A 19,180-nucleotide genomic window follows, 5' to 3' on the forward strand; every position below is an offset into this window, starting at 1 on the left:
TACTCGGCGGAAGGTGGCAGAACCGTGCAGTGGACGAAACAGAACGAACAAACTGTGTATGAAAACCGCTGGTTCAGCGTCAATCTCGCAGATGTCGAGCTGCCGGACGGCCGGCATCTCGACCACTTCCTGATCCGGCTGCGCCCCGTGGCCGTGGCCACGGTGGTCAACGAGGCGAACGAGGTGCTGCTGCTGTGGCGGCACCGCTTCATCACCGACAGCTGGGGGTGGGAACTGGCCGCGGGCGTCGTCGAGGACGGCGAGGACATCGCGAGCGCTGCCGCCAGGGAACTGGAGGAGGAGACCGGCTGGCGGCCGGGGCCCCTGCACCACCTCATGAGCGTGGAGCCGTCCAACGGCCTCACCGACGCCCGGCACCACGTCTACTGGTCCGACCGGGGCGAGTACATCGGACACCCGGTGGACGACTTCGAGTCGGACCGGCGGGAATGGGTGCCCCTCAAACTCGTCCCCGACCTGATCGCCCGTGGGGAGGTCCCGGCCGCCAACATGGCGGCCGCGTTACTGCTGTTGCACCACCTCAGGCTCGCCGAGGGCTAGTGGGCCAGCGCCTGCCAGAGCGTCACCACGAGCGCTCCGAGCGCGCTCAGCGCGGCGAGCGAGGGCAGCGGCCAGCGTGCGTGTTCCAGCGAGGCCATCCGGGAGTTCAGCTCGTCCACTTCCTTGGCGGTCTCCTCGGTACGGTGGCGGAGCAGTGCGAGCCCTCCCTCGACCCGGGCACAGGCGACGTCGAGGCGGCGCCGTAACTCTGCGAGTTCTCCATGGACCACGGGATGCTCCGGTTCGGCGGTCACGGGTCCGCTCCTTTCGGTAGTCGAAATGGATGATTCCGCATCCCTTGCATGCGCATGATGAGTCAACTCGCCTGGTGGGCGCGTGGGGAGCGTGTGCGACGGGCATATGCGTGCCCGGCGCGCACACGGCGTGTGAAACGGACGGGCCCGGCACCGAAACCGGTGCCGGGCCCGCAGGGCATCGCTCTTCGTAATCAGCCGTAGCTGTAGAAGCCCGAGCCGCTCTTCCGGCCGAGCCGCCCCGCGTCCACCATGCGCTGGAGCAGCGGGGGAGCGGCGTACAGCGGCTCCTTGTACTCGGCGTACATCGAGTTGGCGATGGAGACGACGGTGTCCAGGCCGATCAGGTCGGACAGCTTCAGCGGGCCCATCGGGTGGGCGCAGCCCAGCTCCATGCCGTTGTCGATGTCCTCGCGGCTGGCGATGCCCGACTCGAACATCCGGATCGCGGACAGCAGATACGGCACGAGCAGCGCGTTCACCACGAATCCGGAGCGGTCCTGGGCGCGGACGGCGTGCTTGCCGAGCACCTTCTCCGCGAACAGCTGGGCACGGCTGATCGTGCCCTCGGAGGTGGTGAGCGCCGGGATCAGCTCGACCAGCTTCTGCACCGGGGCCGGGTTGAAGAAGTGGATCCCGACGACGTGGTCCGGGCGGGAGGTGGCGACCGCGAGCTTCACCAGCGGGATCGACGAGGTGTTGGAGGCCAGGATCGCGTCCGGCCGGGTCACCACCTGGTCGAGCACCTGGAAGATCTCGGTCTTCACCTGCTCGTTCTCGACGACCGCCTCGATCACCAGATCACGGTCGGCGAACTCGCCGAGATCGGTGGTGAAGCTCAGCCGCGCCTGCGTCTCGTCCCGCTCCGCCTCGGAGATCTTGCCGCGCTCGGCGGCCTTGGACAGGGAGTTGAACAGGCGGGTACGCCCGATCTCCAGGGCCTCGCCGGTGGTCTCGGCGACCTTCACGTCCAGTCCCGCGCGAGCGCACACCTCGGCGATGCCCGCGCCCATCTGGCCGCAGCCCACGACTCCGACGCGCGCAATGTCTCCCGATGGGAAGTCCGTCACATCGTCCCTTTCGCTGGTCTTCCGGCTCGCTGGCAGGATCTCCGGGTTCGGCGCCTGCTCCGATCGTGCACGTTACCGCCAAGTATCGATGATCGATCGCCCGGGTGGGGGCATCCTGGGGCGCGAAACGATCCGTGACGGTACGGATCCGGAGCGTAGGGGGTGCCCAGGATGGGGCGCATGTCGCGGCGGACCTTCACGCTGGCCGCGCTGTCCGGTCGTCCGGCGCAGGCCGCGCAGGCCGTGCCGGTCGCGTCGGCCACGGTACCGCGCGCGGCGCCCGGTCCGCGCGGTCCGGCCCGCGCGGGTGCGGAGATGCGGGGTGTCTGGATCGCCACCGTCCTCAACCGGGACTGGCCCTCGCGACCCGGCCGGCCGGCGGCCGAGCAGCGGCGGGAGCTGATCGCCCACCTCGACCGCGCGGTCCGCGACCGGCTCAACACGGTGATCCTCCAGGTGCGGCCCACGGCCGACGCGCTGTGGCCGTCGCCCTACGAGCCCTGGAGCGAGTACCTCACCGGCACCCAGGGCAGGAACCCGGGCTGGGACCCGCTGGGCACGGCCGTCGCGGAGGCCCATGCGCGGGGCCTGGAACTGCACGCCTGGTTCAACCCGTTCCGGATCGCGCAGCACGCCGACCCCGCCCGGCTGGCCGCCTCGCATCCGGCCCGCGCGCACCCCGGCTGGGTGGTGCCCTACGGCGGCCGGCTCCACTACAACCCCGGCCTGCCCGAGGTCCGCGCCTTCGTGCGGCGGGCGATGCTCGACGCGGTCGCCCGGTACCCCGTAGACGCCGTCCATCTCGACGACTACTTCTACCCCTATCCGGTCGCCGGGCAGACCTTCGACGACGACGCGGCGTACGACCGCCACGGCGGGGCCTTCACGAGCCGGGCCGCCTGGCGCCGGGACAACATCGACCAGCTGGTGCGGGAGCTGGCCGCGGGCATCAGGCGGATCCGCCCCGGCACCCGGTTCGGGATCAGCCCCTTCGGGGTGTGGCGCAACGCGACGACCGACGCGCGCGGCTCGGACACCCGGGCGGGCGTCGAGACGTACGACGACCTGTACGCGGACACCCGCACATGGGTGCGGAGCAACTGGATCGACTACGTCGTCCCGCAGCTGTACTGGCACATCGGCGACCCCGCCGCCGACTACGCGGAGCTGGCGGCCTGGTGGGCCGGGGTCGCCGAGGGCACCGGGACGCGCCTCTACCTGGGCGAGGCCCTGTACCGGGCGGGCGCCGCCGGGCAGCCGTCCGCCTGGCGGGACCCCGTCGAACTGTCCAGGCACCTCACCCTCGCCGCGAGGCATCCGCAGGTGCGCGGGCACGTGTTCTTCGCCGCCGCGGACGTGGCGGCCGACCGGATCGGAGCGATGGCGCGGGTGGTCGCCGACCACTACCGGGGGCCGGCGACACCGCCGCGCTGACTACCGGTGCTGCTCCTCCCCGTGCTTGACCTGGCAGTCGGGCCCGGGGGACATGATCGCCTCGCGCCCGTTCTCGAGCCGGACGCGGTAGGGCGGGCTGCCCTCCTGCCCGAGTACCTCGACGACCTCGGAGACCTGGTCGTGCTGGCCCACCACCCTGCCGTGCTGGACGAGCTTGTCGCCCTTGGAAGCGTGCATCTGCCGGCCCTCCTTGCGATCACGACCGTTGCGTGACGGCGATGCACACGAGCACGGCGACGGCGGTCAGGGGAGCGGCCGCCGTGAAGTGCTCGCCCAGCAGCAGCGCCGACCACACCAGTGTGAGCAGGGGCTGGGCCAACTGCAACTGGCTGGCCTTCGGGATGCCGATGGCCGCCATGCCCCGGTACCAGACGAGCAGCCCGAGGAACTGCGAGCCCGCCGCGACCCACAGAAGCCCGGTCACGCTGTGCGCGGTCAGCTCGACGGGCTCGTACGACAGCGCCAGCGCGGCGGCGGGCAGGGTGAGCGGCAGGCACAGCACCAGCGCCCAGCCGATGACCTGCCAGCCCGGCATGGTGCGGGCCAGCCGGCCGCCCTCGGTGTAGCCGGCCGCGCACACCAGCAGCGCGCCGAAGAGGTAGAGGTCGCCCGAGGTCAGGGCGCCGCCGCTCTGCTGCACGGTGAAGGCGGCCACGGCGGCGGCACCGGCGAGGGCCGCGGCCCAGAAGGTGCGCGAGGGCCTGCTGCCCGTGCGCAGCGCCGAGAGGAGCGCGGTGGTCAGCGGCAGCAGGCCCACCACGACGGCGGCGTGCGCGGTGGTCGACGTCTTGAGCGCGAGGGTGCTCAGCAGCGGGAAGCCGATGACGACACCGCCCGCCACCACGGCGAGACCCGCCCAGTGCGCGCGGTCCGGCAGCGGGATCCGCAGGGCGAGCAGGCAGCCGCCCGCGAGGAGGGCGGCCAGGACACTGCGCACGGCGACCAGCGACCACGGGCCGAAGCCCTCCAGGCCCCAGGCGGTGGCGGGGAAGGTCAGGGAGAAGGCGGTGACGCCGAGGGCCGCCTGGAGCGTGCCCGCCGACTTGCCGGAGGGGGTGCCCGCGGGAGTGCCGGAGGAAGTCCCGGCCGGAGTACCGGAGGGAGTGTCGACCGCTATCCGAACCGGCGCAGTAGCGCTACTCTGTGCTCTCATGCAACAGCGTAGCAGTGTGGGTGACTTGGTGGAACAGCTCCGAACGGAGCTGGACCGCTACTCTCCAGGTGGAAAGCTCCCGTCGAGCCGGGCGCTCGTCGACCGGTTCAGGGTGAGCCCGGTGACCGTCTCCCGCGCCCTCGCCCAGCTCGCCGCCGAGGGCCTGGTCGTGACCCGGCCGGGCGCCGGGGCCTTCCGCGCCCGGCCGCGCGCCCCGCTCGCACCGGCGGGCGACACCTCCTGGCAGGAGGTCGCCCTCAGCGCCGACGGCGCCGCCGATGTCGTACCCCGCACCGTGGACGCCTCCGGGGTGACCGTCTGTCTCGCCGTCCCGCCCCCCGGTGTGATCGAGTTCAGCGGCGGCTATCTCCACCCCTCGCTCCAGCCCGAGAAGGCCATGGCGGCCGCGCTGTCCCGGGCCGGCCGCCGCCCCGGCGCCTGGGGCAGGCCGCCGCTGGACGGACTGCCCGAGCTGCGCGAGTGGTTCGCGCGCGGCCTCGGCGACACCGTCACGGCCGCCGAGGTGCTGATCGCGGCGGGCGGCCAGTCCGCGCTGACCACCGCGCTGCGCGCGCTCGCCCCGCCCGGAGCGCCGGTGCTGGTCGAGTCGCCCACCTACCCCGGCATGCTGGCCGTCGCCCGCGCGGCCGGACTGCGCCCGGTGCCCGTGCCGGTGGACACCGACGGGGTGCGGCCGGCCCTGCTCGCCGACGCGTTCCGCGCCACCGGCGCCCGGGTCTTCGTGTGCCAGCCGCTCTTCCAGAACCCCACCGGCGCGGTCCTCGCCCCCGAGCGCCGCCCGGAGGTGCTGCGCATCGCGCGGGAGGCGGGTGCCTTCGTCGTGGAGGACGACTTCGTGCGCCGGCTGGTGCACGAGGACGCCGGGCCCGTGCCGCCGCCGCTCGCCGCCGACGACCCCGACGGTGTCGTGGTGCATGTCGCCTCGCTCACCAAGGCGACCTCGCCGAGCTTCCGGGTCGGCGCCCTCGCCGCGCGCGGACCGGTGCTGGAACGGCTGCGCGCCATCCAGATCGTCGACACCTTCTTCGTCCCCCGCCCGCTCCAGGAGGCCGCCCTCGAACTCGTCGGCTCGCCCGCCTGGCCCCGCCATCTGCGGGCGCTGTCCGCCGAGCTGAAGGCCCGCCGCGACGCCATGACCGCGGGCCTGCGCCTGCACCTGCCCGAACTCGCCCTGCCGCACACCCCGTCCGGCGGCTACCACCTGTGGCTGCGGCTGCCCGAGGGCACCGCGGGCACCTCCGCCGCCTTCGGCTCCGGCGGAGGGACGGCCCTGCATTCCGCCGCCCTGCGCGCGGGCGTCGCCCTCACCCCCGGCCGCCCGTACTTCAGCGCCGAGCCCCCCGCCGCCCATGTCCGGCTGAGCTTCGCGGCGGTGGCCGGCACCGGGGAGATCGCGGAGGGGGTGCGACGGCTGCGGGCGGCCTGCGACGAGGTGGCGCGCGGGGCGGACGGGGTGACGTGAACGCCCTGCGGGGGAGGGGGAAATCCACTGGTCACGGCGGAGCCGGGGCTGTGATGATCCCGGCATGAGCGATACACCGGACCTCCCCGAGGGCTTCGAGTTCTCCGACGACCCCGCCCGCGTCGACGTCGACCGGGTGCACGGCTGGCTGTCGGCCGACGCGTACTGGGCGATGGGCCGCCCCCGCGACCAGCACGAGCGGGCGATGGCGGCCTCGCTGAACTTCGGGGTCTACGCGACCGGGTCGGGGGACCAGGTGGCGTACGCGCGCGTGGTCACCGACCGGGCCCTGTTCGCCTGGCTCGCCGACGTGTACGTCGATCCCTCCGTGCGCGGCAAGGGGGTGGGCACGGCGTTCGTCGGCCGGATCCGCGACCATCTGGCGCCCTTCGGCCTGCGCCGGCTGCTGCTCGCGACGGAGGACGCGCAGGGCGTCTACGCGAAGCTGGGCTTCCGGTCGCTCGACCGTCCCGAGCAGTGGATGATCCACACCTTCGGGTAAGCGGCCGGTGAGCGAACACGCGCCTGCGGTAACTCCCGGGTAACACCTCTTGACCCGCACCCCGCGGCGGCAGACCATCGCCGCATGCCACTGAGGGTGACGTTCGTCGCCGCCGCGTGCGGCGCCCCCCTGCTCGCGGAGCGCTTCGAGGACGACCGGCCGCTGGACCAGGCGGGCTGGGACGAGGTGCAGCGCGCCGCCGGGGACCTGCTGCCACTGGCGGCGGCCGAGCTGCGCTACTGCTCGCCGACCCCGCGCAGCCGGGCCACCGGCGACGCCCTGGGGTACGCCCCGCTGGCCCAGCTCGCGCTGCGGGACTGCGACATGGGCCGCTGGCGCGGGCTGACGCTGGGCGAGGCGATGGCCCGGGAGCCGCAGGCGGTGGACTCCTGGCTCGCCGACCCGCGGTCCACCCCGCACGGCGGCGAGTCCCTGCTGGCGTTCATCTCCCGGGTCGGCGGCTGGCTGGACACCCGGCCGGCGGAGGACGGCGGCCGGATCGTCGCGGTCGCCGAGGCGCCCGTGATCCGCGCGGCCCTGGTCTACGCCCTGAAGGCGCCGCCGTCGAGCTACTGGAACATCGACGTCCGCCCGCTCTCCACGACCGTGGTCACGGGCCGTGCCGGCCGCTGGAACCTGCGCCTCGACGGCGGACCGCCTCAGTCCTCGCGCACATAGTCGGTGGTCAGGACCAGGTCCTTCGCCGGGCCGCCGATCCGCCACACCGTGCGCCAGCGGTCGGCGTCCCGGACGGTGAACTCGCCCCGGTAGAGGTCCGCGGCGCAGGGGTGGTCGGCGATGTACCGCCCCGTGGTCAGGTCAAGCTCGTGGAAGGGCCGCCCGTCCGCGAACCGCACGTCCGCCCGGGCCGGCGTGGGGCCCGGCAGGAACAGCAGCGTCCGGGTGGCCGGGCGCGGCACGCCCCGCCAGGTGAAGGTGCCGGACTCCTCGTGCAGCAGCCCGCCGTCGGGCAGGGCGCTGAAGACGGTGACCCCCGCGAAGCGGCCCGTGTCACCGCCGGCCAGATCCTGCACGGCCCGCCCGACACGCCATCGCCCGGCCAGATACGCCAGGGCGTCGCTCACGGGCCGGCAGCCGTCGCTCATCGGTACTCCTCTCCGCCCGCCCCATCGACATGCGCACACCTCCTCCCTATCTTGCCGCGTCGCCGTCGGGGGCGAGGAGGGGCGGGGAGGGGCGGGGAGCGGAGCGGGAGAGCCGATCAGGGAGCGGTGGGTGCCTGGTCGGCGGGCTGGTCGCCGACCGGCAGCAGCCCCCGCTCGGCGAACACCTTCTTCGCGACGAAGGTCGCGTTCAGGGCCTTGGGAAAGCCGCAGTACCCGGCCGAGTGCAGCAGGGCCTCCACGATCTGCTCCGGCGTGAGGCCCACGTTCAGCGCCGCGTTGACGTGCACCTCCAGCTGGGGCTCGCAGCCGCCGAGCGCGGTCAGCATGCCCAGGGTGACCAGCTGGCGGTCGCGCGGGGCGAGCTGCGGCCGGGCATAGATCTCGCCGAAGCCCCAGGACACGATCTGGTGCCCCAGCTCGGGGCTGATGTCGGCGAGCGAGTCGATGACCCGCTGCCCGGCCTCGCCGTCGACCCGCCGCAGTACCTCCAGGCCCTGGGTGAAACGCTCGTCACGGGTGGTGCTTCGCTGGTTGCTCATGACCGGAACCGTAGGAGTTGGAGTGCACTCCAGGTCAAGGCGGAGCGGCCTCACACCCCGAAGTACCGCTGCGCCGCCCGGACGCCGTCCACCAGCGCGTCCACCTCGGCAGGCGTGTTGTAGACGTAGAAGCTGGCCCGGGTCGTCGCCGGGATGCCGTACCGCCGGACGATCGGGCGGGCGCAGTGGTGGCCGACACGGACGGCCACGCCCCGCTCGTCCAGCACCTGGCCGACGTCGTGCGGATGGATGCCGTCGACCGTGAAGGAGACGGCCGAACCGCGCCCGGCGGGCCCCGCGGGGCCGACCACCCGGACCCCGGGCACCTCGGCGAGCAGGTCGAGGGCGCGGGCGGTGAGCGCGTCCTCGTGCGCCGCCACCTCGGCCATGCCGAGCCGTTCCAGGTACTCCACCGCCGCCGCGAGCCCCACCGCCTGCGCGGTCATCGGCACGCCCGCCTCGAAGCGCTGCGGCGGCGGCAGGAAGGTGGTGCGGTCCATCTCCACGATCTCGATCATCGAGCCGCCGGTGAGGAACGGCGGCAGGCCCGCGAGCAGCTCCGCGCGGCCCCACAGCACCCCGATGCCGTTCGGGCCGAGCATCTTGTGCCCGGAGAAGGCGAGGAAGTCCGCGCCCAGTTCGCGCACGTCGACCGGGCGGTGCGGGACGGACTGGGCGCCGTCCACGACCACCAGCGCCCCGCAGGCGTGGGCCCGGTCGGCGAGTTCCCGGACCGGGTTGACGGTGCCGAGGACGTTCGACTGGTGGGTGAGGGCGAGCACCTTGGTGCGCTCGTCCAGCAGCTCGTCCGTCCGGGAGAGGTCGAGACGGCCCTCGTCGGTGAGGCCGAACCAGTCCAGCGTGGCGCCCGTGCGCTCGGCGAGCTGCTGCCAGGGGACCAGGTTCGCGTGGTGCTCCATCTCCGTCACCACGATCCGGTCGCCGGGGCCGAGCCGGCCCGCGTTGCCCAGCGCGTAGGCGACGAGGTTGACGCCCTCGGTGGTGTTCTTGGTGAAGACCACCTCGTCGTCGGCGGCGCCGATGAACCGGGCGACCGTGTGCCGGGCGTCCTCGTACGCCTGCGTCGCCTCGCCCGCCAGCTGGTGCGCGCCGCGGTGCACGGCCGCGTTCCGGGTGAGGTAGAAGTCCCGTTCCGCGTCGAGCACCTGGAGCGGCTTCTGGGTGGTCGCCCCGGAGTCCAGATAGACCAGCGGGGCACCGCTCGCCACCGTCCGCTCCAGGATCGGGAAGTCCTTGCGCAGCACGTCCACAGCAAAGGCCACGGATCTCACCTCTCACGCTTTCACGACTGGTTCTCCGTGAGGAACGCTAATCCCTCCTCACGGAGAACCGCAAGGATTGCCATGAGGGGCGGCTACCATGGGGGCCGTGGATCACGAGACCCCCGTCTATCTGCACCAGCTCCCGGTCCCCGGCGAGGACCGGTACGCCTCCCTGGCGCTGGCCAACACGCGGTTCACCGTCAGCCACGGCGAGGTCGACCTGCTCGACGACACCGGGGCCGCGCACCTGTGGCTGGTCCGGCACGAGCTGCTGCCCGACCGGATCGCCCTGAACGGCAGGCAGTCCGGCCGGCTGCGCGCCCTCCGCGAGGCGCTGCGGGTCCTCTTCGCGGCCCGGTCCGCCGGGACGCCCCCGCCTCCCGCCGCCCTCGGCACCCTGAACGACGCCCTGGCCGCCGCTCCCGCCACCCCCCGGCTCGCCTGGGGCGCCGACGGCCCCCGCCGCGCCGACCTCCCCGACTCCGGCAACCCGGCCGCCGCCGCGCTCTCCCTGCTCGCCGAGGACGCCGCCGACCTGCTCACCGGCGCCGACGCGGCCCAGCTCACCGAGTGCGCCGCCCAGGGCTGCGCCCGCTGGTTCCTGCGCTCCCACGGCGCCCGCCGCTGGTGCACGACCAAGTGCGGCAACCGGGTCCGGGCGGCCCGTGCCTACGCGGCCCGCAAGGCCGGTTCACCTCAAGAACACCCTTCGGAAATCCAGAGTTCTCCGACCGGCCATTAAATTCACGCGTTGTTTCCCGCGGCCGGCGGAACTTGCCCCATTTTTCGGTGCACGCACAACCATTCGGAATCTCGCTCCGTCTAAGTCGGCGAATCGATGGGGCACACATTCTGTGAGGACCGCCGAAAATGCACCGCAGTACTCGACCCGGTGAAAAAGGCAATGCGTGGCGACGCCCGGACGGGAACCGGGTGTGAAAGAGATATCCCGACCGCGGCAGGCCGCCGCGCTGCTCGCCGCGGCCGTCACGATCACCGCCTTCTGCGCCGGTGACGTCCTCGCGCGCTGCTACCCCTTCGGCCCCCGCACCCGCAGCGTCAACGACCTCGGCAACCAGTTCGTCCCCTTCCACGCCCACCTGTGGGACCTGCTGCACGGCCGGGCCGAGGGCGGCCTCCTCGTCAACTGGCAGTCCGGCTACGGCTCCAGCTTCCTGCCGGACCTCGGCACCTACCTCGGCAGCCCGTTCGCCCTGCTGGTCGCCCTGTTCCCGCGGGACGAGATCGATCTCGCGGTGTACGTCGTCACGGTCCTGAAGATCGCCGCCGCGGCCGCCGCCATGGCCTGGCTGCTGCTCACCCTGCGGCCCGGCCGCTGGTGGGCGGCGGGCCCGCTGGGCGCCTCGTACGCGCTGTGCGGCTGGACCCTCGCCGACGCCGACTACAACCCGATGTGGCTCGACGGGCTGATCGCCCTGCCCCTGCTCTGCCTGGTCGGCGAACGGGCGCTCGCCGGACGCCGCAGCCTGCCCGGTGTGCTGGTCGTCGCCCTCGCCTGGACCGCCAACTTCTACACCGCCTACATGGCCACCCTCGGCGCCGCGCTGGTGCTGCTGCTGCGCCTGCTGCTCGCCCGGCCGTCCCGCCGCGAGGCGCTCGCCACGGCCGGCCGCGCCGCCCTCACCACCGTCCTCGGCATCGGCCTCGCCGCCCCGCTGGTCACGGTCGTCTACTTCGGCACCCGGCACGCCTACCCGGGCCGGACCAGCACGTTCAGCCCGGTGCCGACCGAGGACCTGCTGGCCCGGCTGCTGCCGACGGTGTACGGCTGGGGCTCGCCGGCCCTCTACGTCGGCGTCACCGCGCTGCTGCTCGCCCTCGCCCTGCCCTTCCACCGGGCGGTCCCCCGACGGGTGCGCGCCGGCTGGACCGGCCTGGTGCTCCTGACGGCCCTGTCCCTGCAGTGGGCGCCCTCCCATCTGGTCTGGCACGCCTTCACCACCCCGCAGGGCAGCCCCTACCGGCAGACCTTCGTGGTGTGCGGGCTGATCGTCGTCGCCGCCTGGCAGTCGGTGGCGTACGGCATGCCCGACCTGCGCGCCCTCGGCGCGGCGGCCGGGCTGCTCGCCTTGATCACCGCCCTCGCGGGCCGCAGCACCCTGATCCGGTTCTTCACCTGGCCCGTGCTGCCGCTGGCCGTCGCCGGGGCGCTGGGCGGCCTCGTCCTGCTGGCCCGCACCGGGCGGCGCGGCCCGCTCGCCTGGCTGGCCGTCGTCCTCCTGCTCGGCGGGCAGATCGGGGAGAGCGCCGCCACCTCGGCCGTGGCCACCCGGCTGCGCCTGGCCCACATGGACGACTACGCGCCCTGGGGGGAGCGGCAGGACCGGCAGTCGGCGCTGATCGCCGAGGCCGACGGCTGGCCCCGCTACCGCACCGACCCCGGCCGCCAGCAGACCGTCGGCAACGACCCGCTGGTGGTGGGCGGCGAGGGCGCCCAGTACTACAGCAGCCTGACCTCCGACGTCCTCACCCGCACCCTGTCCTCGCTCGGCGACGGCTGGACCTCGCGCGGGCGCAGCGTGCAGAGCCTGGACAACGCCGTCGCGGACGTGATCTTCTCCGTCGGCGCCCGGGTGCACTCCCCGCCGGACCCGCACACCAAGCACGCCCCGCCGGCCGAGTTCCCCGCGCACGTGACCCGGCGGGACGTACCGCCCCTGGTGACCGTGCGGTCCGCGCCCGACCGGCGCCCGTTCGGCACATCGCCGTACCGCAACCAGGAGATCCTGCTGGGCAGCCGGGTCTACACCGTGCCCCGGATCGCCGTGCGCGACGACTCCGGCAGGCCGCTGCCGTCCCGCCGGGTCGGCTCGGGGAGCGCCCTGACCGGGCCGGTGATCACCGCCCGCTGTCCGGCGGGTACCCAGGTGAACCTGTGGGCCGCGCACTACTCCGGCACCGCCCGGCTGGCCGGCGGACCCACCGCCTTCTTCAACGCCAGGCCCTCGCGCAACCGCGCGGCCGTGGTCCCGCTCGGCACGGCCCCCGCCTCCGGGCGGCTGCGGATCCGGCTGGCCCCGAACCGGCCCGGTGACGTCCCGCCCGACGCGATCGGCTGCCTGGACACCGGCCGGCTGCGCGCCGCCGCCGCGCGGCTGAAGGCCGCCGGCGCCACGGAGGTCACCGTCTCCGACGGCACCGTACGGGCCGCTCTGCCCGCCGGCAGCAGGGGGATCGCGGTCCTCGCCGCGCCCCGGATCGCGGGCTGGCGCTGCGCCGCCGGCGACGGCCCCCAGCGCCCCGCCGAGGAGTACCACGGTCTGATCGCCGTCCCGCTCGACGGCACCGCGACCAGTCTGACCTGCACTTTCCATCCACCAGGACTGCGGCTGGGCACGGCCGTCGGGGCCGCCTCGCTGCTGACCCTCGTGCTGCTCACCGCCGGCGCCGCCGTCCGCCGCAGGCGGTCAGCGCCGCCCACGACCACCACACCGCGCGAACGCGTGACCACCGCTCTCTGACCGCGCCCGGGGGGGACCCACCATGCTGATATCGATCGTCGCGCCCTGCTACAACGAGGAAGACGTCCTCGCCCGCTTCCACCAGGAGGTGCAGAAGGTCGCCGAGGAACTGCTGCCCCTCGGCCACGACATGGAGTTCGTGTACGTGGACGACGGCAGCCGGGACCGTACGCTCGCCGTCCTGAAACGGCTGGCGGACGGCGACGCCCGGGTGCGGTACGTCTCCTTCAGCCGCAACTTCGGCAAGGAGGCGGCCCTGCTCGCCGGGCTCCGGCACGCCTCGGGCGACTCGGTGATCGTCATGGACGCCGACCTCCAGCACCCGCCGGAGCTGATCAAGCGCATGGTCGAGCTGCGCGAGCAGGGCCACGACCAGGTCATCGCCAAGCGCACCCGCACCGGCGACCGGCTCACCCGGACCCTCACCGCGCGCCTGTACTACCGGCTAGTGAACCGGCTGGTCGACGTCGAACTCGTGGACGGCGTGGGGGACTTCCGGCTGATGTCGCGCCGGGTGGTGGACGCGGTGCTGGGCCTGACCGAGTACAACCGCTTCTCCAAGGGCCTGTTCGCCTGGGTCGGCTTCCCGAGCACCACCTTCGAGTACCGCAACGCCGTGCGCGAGGCGGGCCGCAGCTCCTGGAACCTGCGCGGTCTGCTCAACTACGGGCTGGACGGCCTGCTGTCCTTCAACAACCGCCCGCTGCGCGCCGCGCTCTGGCTGGGCATGGGCCTGCTGCTGTGCGCCGGCCTCTACACCGCCTGGATCATCGGCGCCGCGCTCCTCAACGGCGTCCAGACCCCGGGGTACGTGACCATCATCACTGCGGTCACCGCCCTCGCGGGCGTACAGATGGTCATGCTGGGAGTCATCGGGGAGTACACCGGCCGCATCTACTACGAGGTGAAGGGGCGCCCGCACTTCCTGGTGAAGGCGACCAACGTGGAACGGACGAAAGATCTCATCCCCTGATGCGACAGATTCTCACCTTCGCGGCGGTCGGCGTCGTCAACACGGCTGCCTACTACATTCTTTACCTGATCTTTCTGACCGCTTTTCCCTATCTGGTCGCGCATATCCTGGCATTTGTGCTCAGCATGATCGGGTCGTTTTTCCTGAACGCACGGTTCACCTACCGGATACGGCCCACCTGGCGGAAATTCCTGCTGTTCCCGCTGACGAACGTCACCAACTTCCTGATCACCACGGCCGGGGTGTACGTGATCGTGGACGTCCTGCACGCCGGCAGCCGCTTCGCCCCGCTGCTCGCCTCCGCCGCCGCGATCCCGGTCACCTTCGTCGTGTCCCGTTGGGTGATGCTGCCCAAGGCTATTGCATAAACATGCAGCGATACGTATAGTCGTGCCATCCAGAGGAGGATGGACATGGCAGTACGTGCGGCGGTGGCCGGTGCGAGCGGATACGCGGGCGGAGAGGTCCTGCGTCTGCTCCTCGCGCACCCAGAGGTCGAGATCGGTGCCCTGACCGGGAACTCCAACGCGGGGCAGCGGCTCGGCGCGCTCCAGCCCCATCTGCCGCCCCTGGCCGACCGCGTGCTGGCCGAGACCACGCCCGAGGCCCTCGCCGGGCACGACGTGGTCTTCCTCGCGCTGCCGCACGGGCAGTCCGCCGCCGTCGCCGAGCAGCTCGGCCCCGATGTCCTGGTGATCGACATGGGCGCCGACTTCCGGCTCCAGGACCCGGCCGACTGGGAGACCTACTACGGCTCCCCGCACGCCGGCACCTGGCCGTACGGCCTCCCCGAACTGCCGGGTGCCCGCGCCCGGCTCGCGGGGTCCCGGCGCATCGCGGTGCCCGGCTGCTACCCGACCGCCGTCTCGCTCGCCCTGTACCCGGCCTACGCGGCCGGACTCGCCGAGCCCGAAGCGGTGGTCGTCGCCGCGTCCGGCACCTCCGGCGCGGGCAAGGCGCCCAAGCCGCATCTGCTCGGCAGCGAGGTCATGGGCTCCATGACGCCGTACGGCGTCGGCGGCGGCCACCGGCACACCCCCGAGATGATCCAGAACCTCAGCGGGGCGGCGGGCGAGCGGGTCGCCGTCTCCTTCACCCCGACCCTCGCGCCGATGCCCCGCGGCATCCTCGCCACCTGCAACGCCAAGGCCGTCGCCGGGGTGACGGGGGAGTCCGTCCGCGCCGCGTACGAGAAGGCCTACGCCGACGAGCCCTTCGTCCGGCTGCTCCCCGAGGGGCAGTGGCCCGCCACGGCGTCCGTCCACGGTTCGAACGCCGTTCAGGTGCAGGTCGCGTACGACGCCGCCGTGGGCCGCATCATCGCGATCAGCGCCATCGACAATCTGACCAAGGGCACCGCGGGCGGTGCCGTCCAGAGCATGAACCTCGCCCTGGGACTCGCCGAGACCACCGGGCTGACCACGATCGGAGTTGCGCCGTGAGCGTGACGGCAGCAAAGGGATTCACGGCCGCGGGCATCGCCGCCGGGATCAAGGAGAACGGCAACCCGGACCTGGCCCTCGTGGTCAACGACGGGCCCCGCCGCGCCGCCGCGGGCGTCTTCACCGCCAACCGCGTGAAGGCCGCACCGGTCCTCTGGTCCGAGCAGGTCCTCAGGAGCGGCCAGGTCTCGGCCGTCGTCCTCAACTCCGGCGGCGCCAACGCCTGCACGGGCCCGCAGGGCTTCCAGGACACCCACGCCACCGCCGAGAAGGCCGCCGAGGTGCTCGGCCGGGGCGCCATCGAGATCGCCGTCTGCTCCACCGGGCTCATCGGCGTGCCGCTCCCCATGGACAAGCTGCTCCCGGGGGTCGAGAGCGCCGCCGCCGCACTCAGCGAGCACGGCGGCGAGAAGGCCGCCATCGCCATCAAGACCACCGACACCGCGCACAAGACGGCCGTCGTCACCCAGGACGGCTGGACGGTCGGCGGAATGGCCAAGGGCGCCGGCATGCTCGCCCCCGGCCTCGCCACCATGCTGGTCGTGCTGACCACGGACGCCCAGCTCGACGGCGAGGTGCTCGACCGCGCCCTGCGCGCGGCCACCAAGGTCACCTTCGACCGCGTCGACTCCGACGGCTGCATGTCCACCAACGACACCGTCCTGCTGCTCGCCTCCGGCTCCTCCGGCATCACCCCGGAGTACGACGCGTTCGCCGAGGCCGTACGGCAGGTCTGCGCCGACCTCGGCCGCCAGCTCATCGGCGACGCCGAGGGCGCGAGCAAGGACATCAAGGTCGAGGTGATCAACGCGGCGAGCGAGGACGACGCCGTCGAGGTGGGCCGCTCCATCGCCCGCAACAACCTCCTCAAGTGCGCGCTGCACGGCGAGGACCCCAACTGGGGCCGCGTCCTGTCCGCCATCGGCACCACCCGGGCCGCCTTCGACCCCGACCAGCTCAACGTCGCCATCAACGGCGTCTGGGTGTGCAAGAACGGCTCCGTCGGCGAGGACCGCGAGCTGGTCGACATGCGCTACCGCGAGGTCCACATCGTCGCCGACCTCGCCGCCGGCGCCGAGACCGCGACCATCTGGACCAACGACCTCACCGCCGACTACGTCCACGAGAACAGCGCCTACTCGTCATGAGCAATCCCGGCACGCGCAAGCACACGGCCCTGCCCAAGGCGCAGATCCTCATCGAGGCCCTGCCCTGGCTGACCCGGCACCACGGCAAGGTCGTCGTCATCAAGTTCGGCGGCAACGCCATGGTGAACGAGGACCTGAAGGCCGCCTTCGCCCAGGACGTCGTCTTCCTGCGGCACGCCGGCCTCAGGCCGGTCGTCGTGCACGGCGGCGGACCGCAGATCAGCGCCGCCCTCGACAAGCACGGCATCGTCAGCGAGTTCAAGGCCGGCCTGCGCGTCACCAGCGAGGACGCCATGGACGTCGTACGGATGGTGCTCGCCGGGCAGGTCCAGCGCGAACTGGTCGGTCTGCTCAACCAGCACGGCCCGCTCGCCGTCGGCCTCACCGGCGAGGACGCGCACACCATCACCGCCACCAGGCACATCCCCGAGATCGACGGGAAGCCGGTCGACATCGGCCGGGTCGGCGAGATCACCGCCATCGACACGGGAGCGATCGAGGCCCTGCTGGCCGACGGCCGCATCCCGGTCGTCTCCTCGATCGCCCGCTCACAGGACGACGGACATGTCTACAACGTCAATGCTGATACGGCGGCTGCGGCACTCGCTGCGGCACTGGGCGCCGAAACCCTCATGGTCCTCACCGACGTCGAGGGCCTCTACGAGGACTGGCCGCACTCCGACGAGGTGATCAGCCGCCTCACGGCCTCGCAGCTGGAGAAGCTGCTGCCGGAGCTGAGTTCCGGCATGGTGCCGAAGATGGAGGGCTGTCTGCACGCCGTACGCAACGGCGTGACGACCGCCCGCGTCATCGACGGCCGGGTCCAGCACTCGATCCTGCTGGAGATCTTCACCGACGAGGGCATCGGCACCATGGTCGTGCCGGACGGACAGGGGGCGTCATGAGCAACCAGGACCTGACCGCGCGCTGGCAGGGCGCGCTCATGAACAACTACGGCACCCCGCGCCTGCCCCTCGTCCGCGGCGAGGGCACCAAGGTGTGGGACGCCGAGGGCCGGGAGTACCTGGACTTCGTCGGCGGCATCGCCACCAACGCGCTCGGCCACGCCCACCCCGCGATCGTCGAGGCCGTCAGCGGCCAGATCGCCTCCCTCGGCCACATCTCCAACTTCTTCCTGGCCGAGCCCACCGTCGCCCTCGCCGAACGGCTCCTGTCGCTCTTCGGCCGCGAGGGCCGGGTCTTCTTCTGCAACTCCGGGGCCGAGGCCAACGAGGCCGCCGTCAAGATCGGGCGGCTCACCGGGCGCACCCACATGGTCGCCACCGACGGCGGCTTCCACGGCCGGACGATGGGCGCCCTCGCCCTCACCGGCCAGCCCGCCAAGCAGGACCCCTTCCGGCCGCTGCCCGGCGAGGTCACCCACGTCCCCTACGGTGACGCGCAGGCGCTGGCCGCCGCGGTCACCCAGGAGACGGCCCTGGTGATCATCGAGCCCGTGCAGGGCGAGAACGGCGTGGTCGTGCCCCCGGCCGGCTACCTGAAGGCGGCCCGCGCGATCACCGCCGCCACCGGTGCGCTGCTGGTCCTCGACGAGGTGCAGACCGGCATCGGGCGCACCGGCACCTGGTTCGAGTACCAGGCGCACGAGGGCGTGCTGCCCGATGTCGTCACCCTCGCCAAGCAGTTGGGCGGCGGGCTGCCGCTCGGCGCGACCGTGGCCTTCGGCCGGGCCGCCGAACTGCTGCGGCCGGGCCACCACGGGACCACCTTCGGCGGCAACCCGGTCGCCTGCGCCGCCGGGCTCGCCGTGCTCGACACCATCGCCGACGACGGGCTGCTGGCCAACGTCAAGCGGCAGGGCGAGAGGTTGCGGGCCGGAATCGAGGCGCTGAACCACCCGTTGATCGATTACGTCCGGGGTGCGGGCCTGCTCCTGGGTATCGTGCTCACCGGGCCGCGCGCACCGCAGGTGCAGCAGGCGGCCCAGGAGGCCGGGTTCCTGGTGAACGCGCCCGCCCCCGACGTCGTACGGCTCATGCCGCCGTTGAATCTCCGCGACGACGAGGTGGGCGCGCTGCTCCGGGCGCTGCCCGGCATCCTCGACGCAGCGCAGCCCAGCGCGGACCCGAACGGGGACGGACGATCCGGAGAATGAGACGACGATGAGCGAGGCCCAGGACCACGAGCAGATGGCGGGGGCCGGACCCGCCGTGCCCCAGACCCGCACCGCACGGCACCGCAGGATCGTGGACATCCTGAACCGGCAGCCGGTGCGGTCGCAGAGCCAGCTGGCGAAGCTGCTCGCCGACGACGGGCTGAACGTCACGCAGGCGACGCTCAGCCGGGATCTCGACGAGCTGAACGCGGTGAAGATCCGCAACACCGAAGGCGACCTCATCTACGCGGTGCCGAGCGAGGGCGGATTCCGCACGCCGCGCGCTCCGCTGGGGGAGTCGGCCAAGGAGGAGCGGATGCGGCGCCTGTCCCAGGAGCTGCTGATCTCCGCGGAGGCCTCGGCCAACCTCGTGGTCCTGCGCACCCCGCCGGGGGCCGCGCAGTTCCTGGCCTCCGCCATCGACCAGGCGGAGCTGCACGACATCCTGGGCACCATCGCGGGCGACGACACGCTGCTGCTGATCAGCCGGGAGCCGAGCGGGGGGCAGGCGCTGGCGGACCATCTGCTGAGGCTGGCCCAGAACGGGCACTGAGGGTCGGTCACCGGGCGGCAGGCGGGGGCGGAGGAGGGC

The 19,180-nt window shown here is 72.8% G+C and carries 21 protein-coding genes; 14 read left to right on the plus strand and 7 right to left on the minus strand.

Going from position 1 to position 19,180, the window contains the following annotated elements:
- Positions 1–24: 24 nt before the first annotated feature.
- Positions 25–561, plus strand: coding sequence for an NUDIX hydrolase (locus tag ACF073_RS18920; protein ID WP_392071340.1), 537 nt, complete (start codon positions 25–27; stop codon positions 559–561).
- Here the strand turns inward: ACF073_RS18920 and ACF073_RS18925 are convergent.
- Both ACF073_RS18925 and ACF073_RS18930 read right to left on the minus strand, forming a co-directional pair.
- Positions 558–815 (minus strand): hypothetical protein, encoded by a 258-nt coding sequence (locus tag ACF073_RS18925; protein WP_392071342.1) that lies wholly within the window; start codon positions 813–815, stop codon positions 558–560. The two genes, ACF073_RS18920 and ACF073_RS18925, sit on opposite strands and share 4 nt — an antisense overlap.
- A 194-nt stretch (positions 816–1,009) precedes the next feature.
- On the minus strand, positions 1,010–1,885 hold the full coding sequence (locus tag ACF073_RS18930) for a 3-hydroxybutyryl-CoA dehydrogenase (protein WP_392071344.1): 876 nt from the start codon (positions 1,883–1,885) through the stop codon (positions 1,010–1,012).
- Positions 1,886–2,056: 171 nt separating this feature from the next.
- On the opposite strand from ACF073_RS18930, the gene ACF073_RS18935 reads away from it, so the two are divergent.
- Entirely contained in the window at positions 2,057–3,319 is a 1,263-nt protein-coding gene (locus ACF073_RS18935) for a glycoside hydrolase family 10 protein (RefSeq protein ID WP_392071346.1), read from the plus strand.
- Here the strand turns inward: ACF073_RS18935 and ACF073_RS18940 are convergent, their stop codons facing one another.
- Both ACF073_RS18940 and ACF073_RS18945 read right to left on the minus strand, forming a co-directional pair.
- On the minus strand, positions 3,320–3,517 hold the full coding sequence (locus ACF073_RS18940) for a DUF1918 domain-containing protein (RefSeq protein WP_392071348.1): 198 nt from the start codon (positions 3,515–3,517) through the stop codon (positions 3,320–3,322). It abuts the gene before it with no gap.
- A 19-nt stretch (positions 3,518–3,536) separates the two neighbouring features.
- The gene (locus ACF073_RS18945; protein ID WP_392071349.1) at positions 3,537–4,493 is read right to left on the minus strand and encodes a DMT family transporter; all 957 of its coding nucleotides are present in this window, start codon (positions 4,491–4,493) and stop codon (positions 3,537–3,539) included.
- Between ACF073_RS18945 and ACF073_RS18950 the strand changes: the two genes are divergently transcribed.
- The 3 genes from ACF073_RS18950 (at position 4,492) to ACF073_RS18960 (ending at position 7,156) form a co-directional block, all read left to right on the plus strand.
- Complete coding sequence (locus ACF073_RS18950) at positions 4,492–5,976, plus strand: PLP-dependent aminotransferase family protein (RefSeq protein WP_392071350.1); 1,485 nt, start codon at positions 4,492–4,494, stop codon at positions 5,974–5,976. The two genes, ACF073_RS18945 and ACF073_RS18950, sit on opposite strands and share 2 nt — an antisense overlap.
- A 64-nt stretch (positions 5,977–6,040) precedes the next feature.
- Positions 6,041–6,478, plus strand: coding sequence for a GNAT family N-acetyltransferase (locus tag ACF073_RS18955; RefSeq protein ID WP_392071352.1), 438 nt, complete (start codon positions 6,041–6,043; stop codon positions 6,476–6,478).
- Positions 6,479–6,562: 84 nt separating this feature from the next.
- A complete protein-coding gene (locus tag ACF073_RS18960) occupies positions 6,563–7,156 on the plus strand; it encodes a histidine phosphatase family protein (protein WP_392071353.1) in 594 nt (197 codons plus the stop codon).
- Here the strand turns inward: ACF073_RS18960 and ACF073_RS18965 are convergent.
- The 3 genes from ACF073_RS18965 to ACF073_RS18975 form a co-directional block, all read right to left on the minus strand.
- Entirely contained in the window at positions 7,138–7,584 is a 447-nt protein-coding gene (locus tag ACF073_RS18965; protein ID WP_392071354.1) for a DUF6314 family protein, read from the minus strand. The genes ACF073_RS18960 and ACF073_RS18965 overlap by 19 nt on opposite strands.
- Before the next feature lie 116 nt (positions 7,585–7,700).
- Positions 7,701–8,144 (minus strand): carboxymuconolactone decarboxylase family protein, encoded by a 444-nt coding sequence (locus ACF073_RS18970; protein WP_392071356.1) that lies wholly within the window; start codon positions 8,142–8,144, stop codon positions 7,701–7,703.
- A 50-nt stretch (positions 8,145–8,194) separates the two neighbouring features.
- A complete protein-coding gene (locus ACF073_RS18975) occupies positions 8,195–9,427 on the minus strand; it encodes a cysteine desulfurase (protein ID WP_392071358.1) in 1,233 nt (410 codons plus the stop codon).
- A 97-nt stretch (positions 9,428–9,524) separates the two neighbouring features.
- On the opposite strand from ACF073_RS18975, the gene ACF073_RS18980 reads away from it, so the two are divergent.
- The 9 genes from ACF073_RS18980 (at position 9,525) to ACF073_RS19020 (ending at position 19,141) form a co-directional block, all read left to right on the plus strand.
- Positions 9,525–10,169 (plus strand): ABATE domain-containing protein, encoded by a 645-nt coding sequence (locus ACF073_RS18980; protein WP_392071360.1) that lies wholly within the window; start codon positions 9,525–9,527, stop codon positions 10,167–10,169.
- 193 nt (positions 10,170–10,362) lie between these two features.
- The gene (locus ACF073_RS18985) at positions 10,363–12,909 is read left to right on the plus strand and encodes a YfhO family protein (protein ID WP_392071362.1); all 2,547 of its coding nucleotides are present in this window, start codon (positions 10,363–10,365) and stop codon (positions 12,907–12,909) included.
- A 22-nt stretch (positions 12,910–12,931) separates the two neighbouring features.
- Complete coding sequence (locus ACF073_RS18990; protein ID WP_392071364.1) at positions 12,932–13,882, plus strand: glycosyltransferase family 2 protein; 951 nt, start codon at positions 12,932–12,934, stop codon at positions 13,880–13,882.
- Positions 13,882–14,250, plus strand: coding sequence for a GtrA family protein (locus ACF073_RS18995; RefSeq protein ID WP_392071366.1), 369 nt, complete (start codon positions 13,882–13,884; stop codon positions 14,248–14,250). Before ACF073_RS18990 ends, ACF073_RS18995 begins: the two co-directional genes overlap by 1 nt.
- A 45-nt stretch (positions 14,251–14,295) precedes the next feature.
- Complete coding sequence (gene argC / locus ACF073_RS19000; protein WP_392071367.1) at positions 14,296–15,324, plus strand: N-acetyl-gamma-glutamyl-phosphate reductase; 1,029 nt, start codon at positions 14,296–14,298, stop codon at positions 15,322–15,324.
- Entirely contained in the window at positions 15,321–16,472 is a 1,152-nt protein-coding gene (argJ, locus tag ACF073_RS19005) for a bifunctional glutamate N-acetyltransferase/amino-acid acetyltransferase ArgJ (RefSeq protein ID WP_392071369.1), read from the plus strand. Before argC ends, argJ begins: the two co-directional genes overlap by 4 nt.
- Positions 16,469–17,377: an acetylglutamate kinase gene (gene argB / locus ACF073_RS19010; RefSeq protein WP_392071370.1), complete on the plus strand. Its 909-nt coding sequence runs from the start codon at positions 16,469–16,471 to the stop codon at positions 17,375–17,377. The genes argJ and argB overlap by 4 nt, the downstream gene beginning before the upstream one ends.
- Positions 17,374–18,588, plus strand: coding sequence for an acetylornithine transaminase (locus ACF073_RS19015; RefSeq protein ID WP_392071372.1), 1,215 nt, complete (start codon positions 17,374–17,376; stop codon positions 18,586–18,588). Before argB ends, ACF073_RS19015 begins: the two co-directional genes overlap by 4 nt.
- Before the next feature lie 7 nt (positions 18,589–18,595).
- Positions 18,596–19,141 (plus strand): arginine repressor, encoded by a 546-nt coding sequence (locus tag ACF073_RS19020; RefSeq protein ID WP_392071373.1) that lies wholly within the window; start codon positions 18,596–18,598, stop codon positions 19,139–19,141.
- Positions 19,142–19,180: the final 39 nt, after the last annotated feature.

This window comes from Streptomyces sp. NPDC015171 (genome assembly GCF_043079545.1).
Lineage (GTDB): Bacteria > Actinomycetota > Actinomycetes > Streptomycetales > Streptomycetaceae > Streptomyces.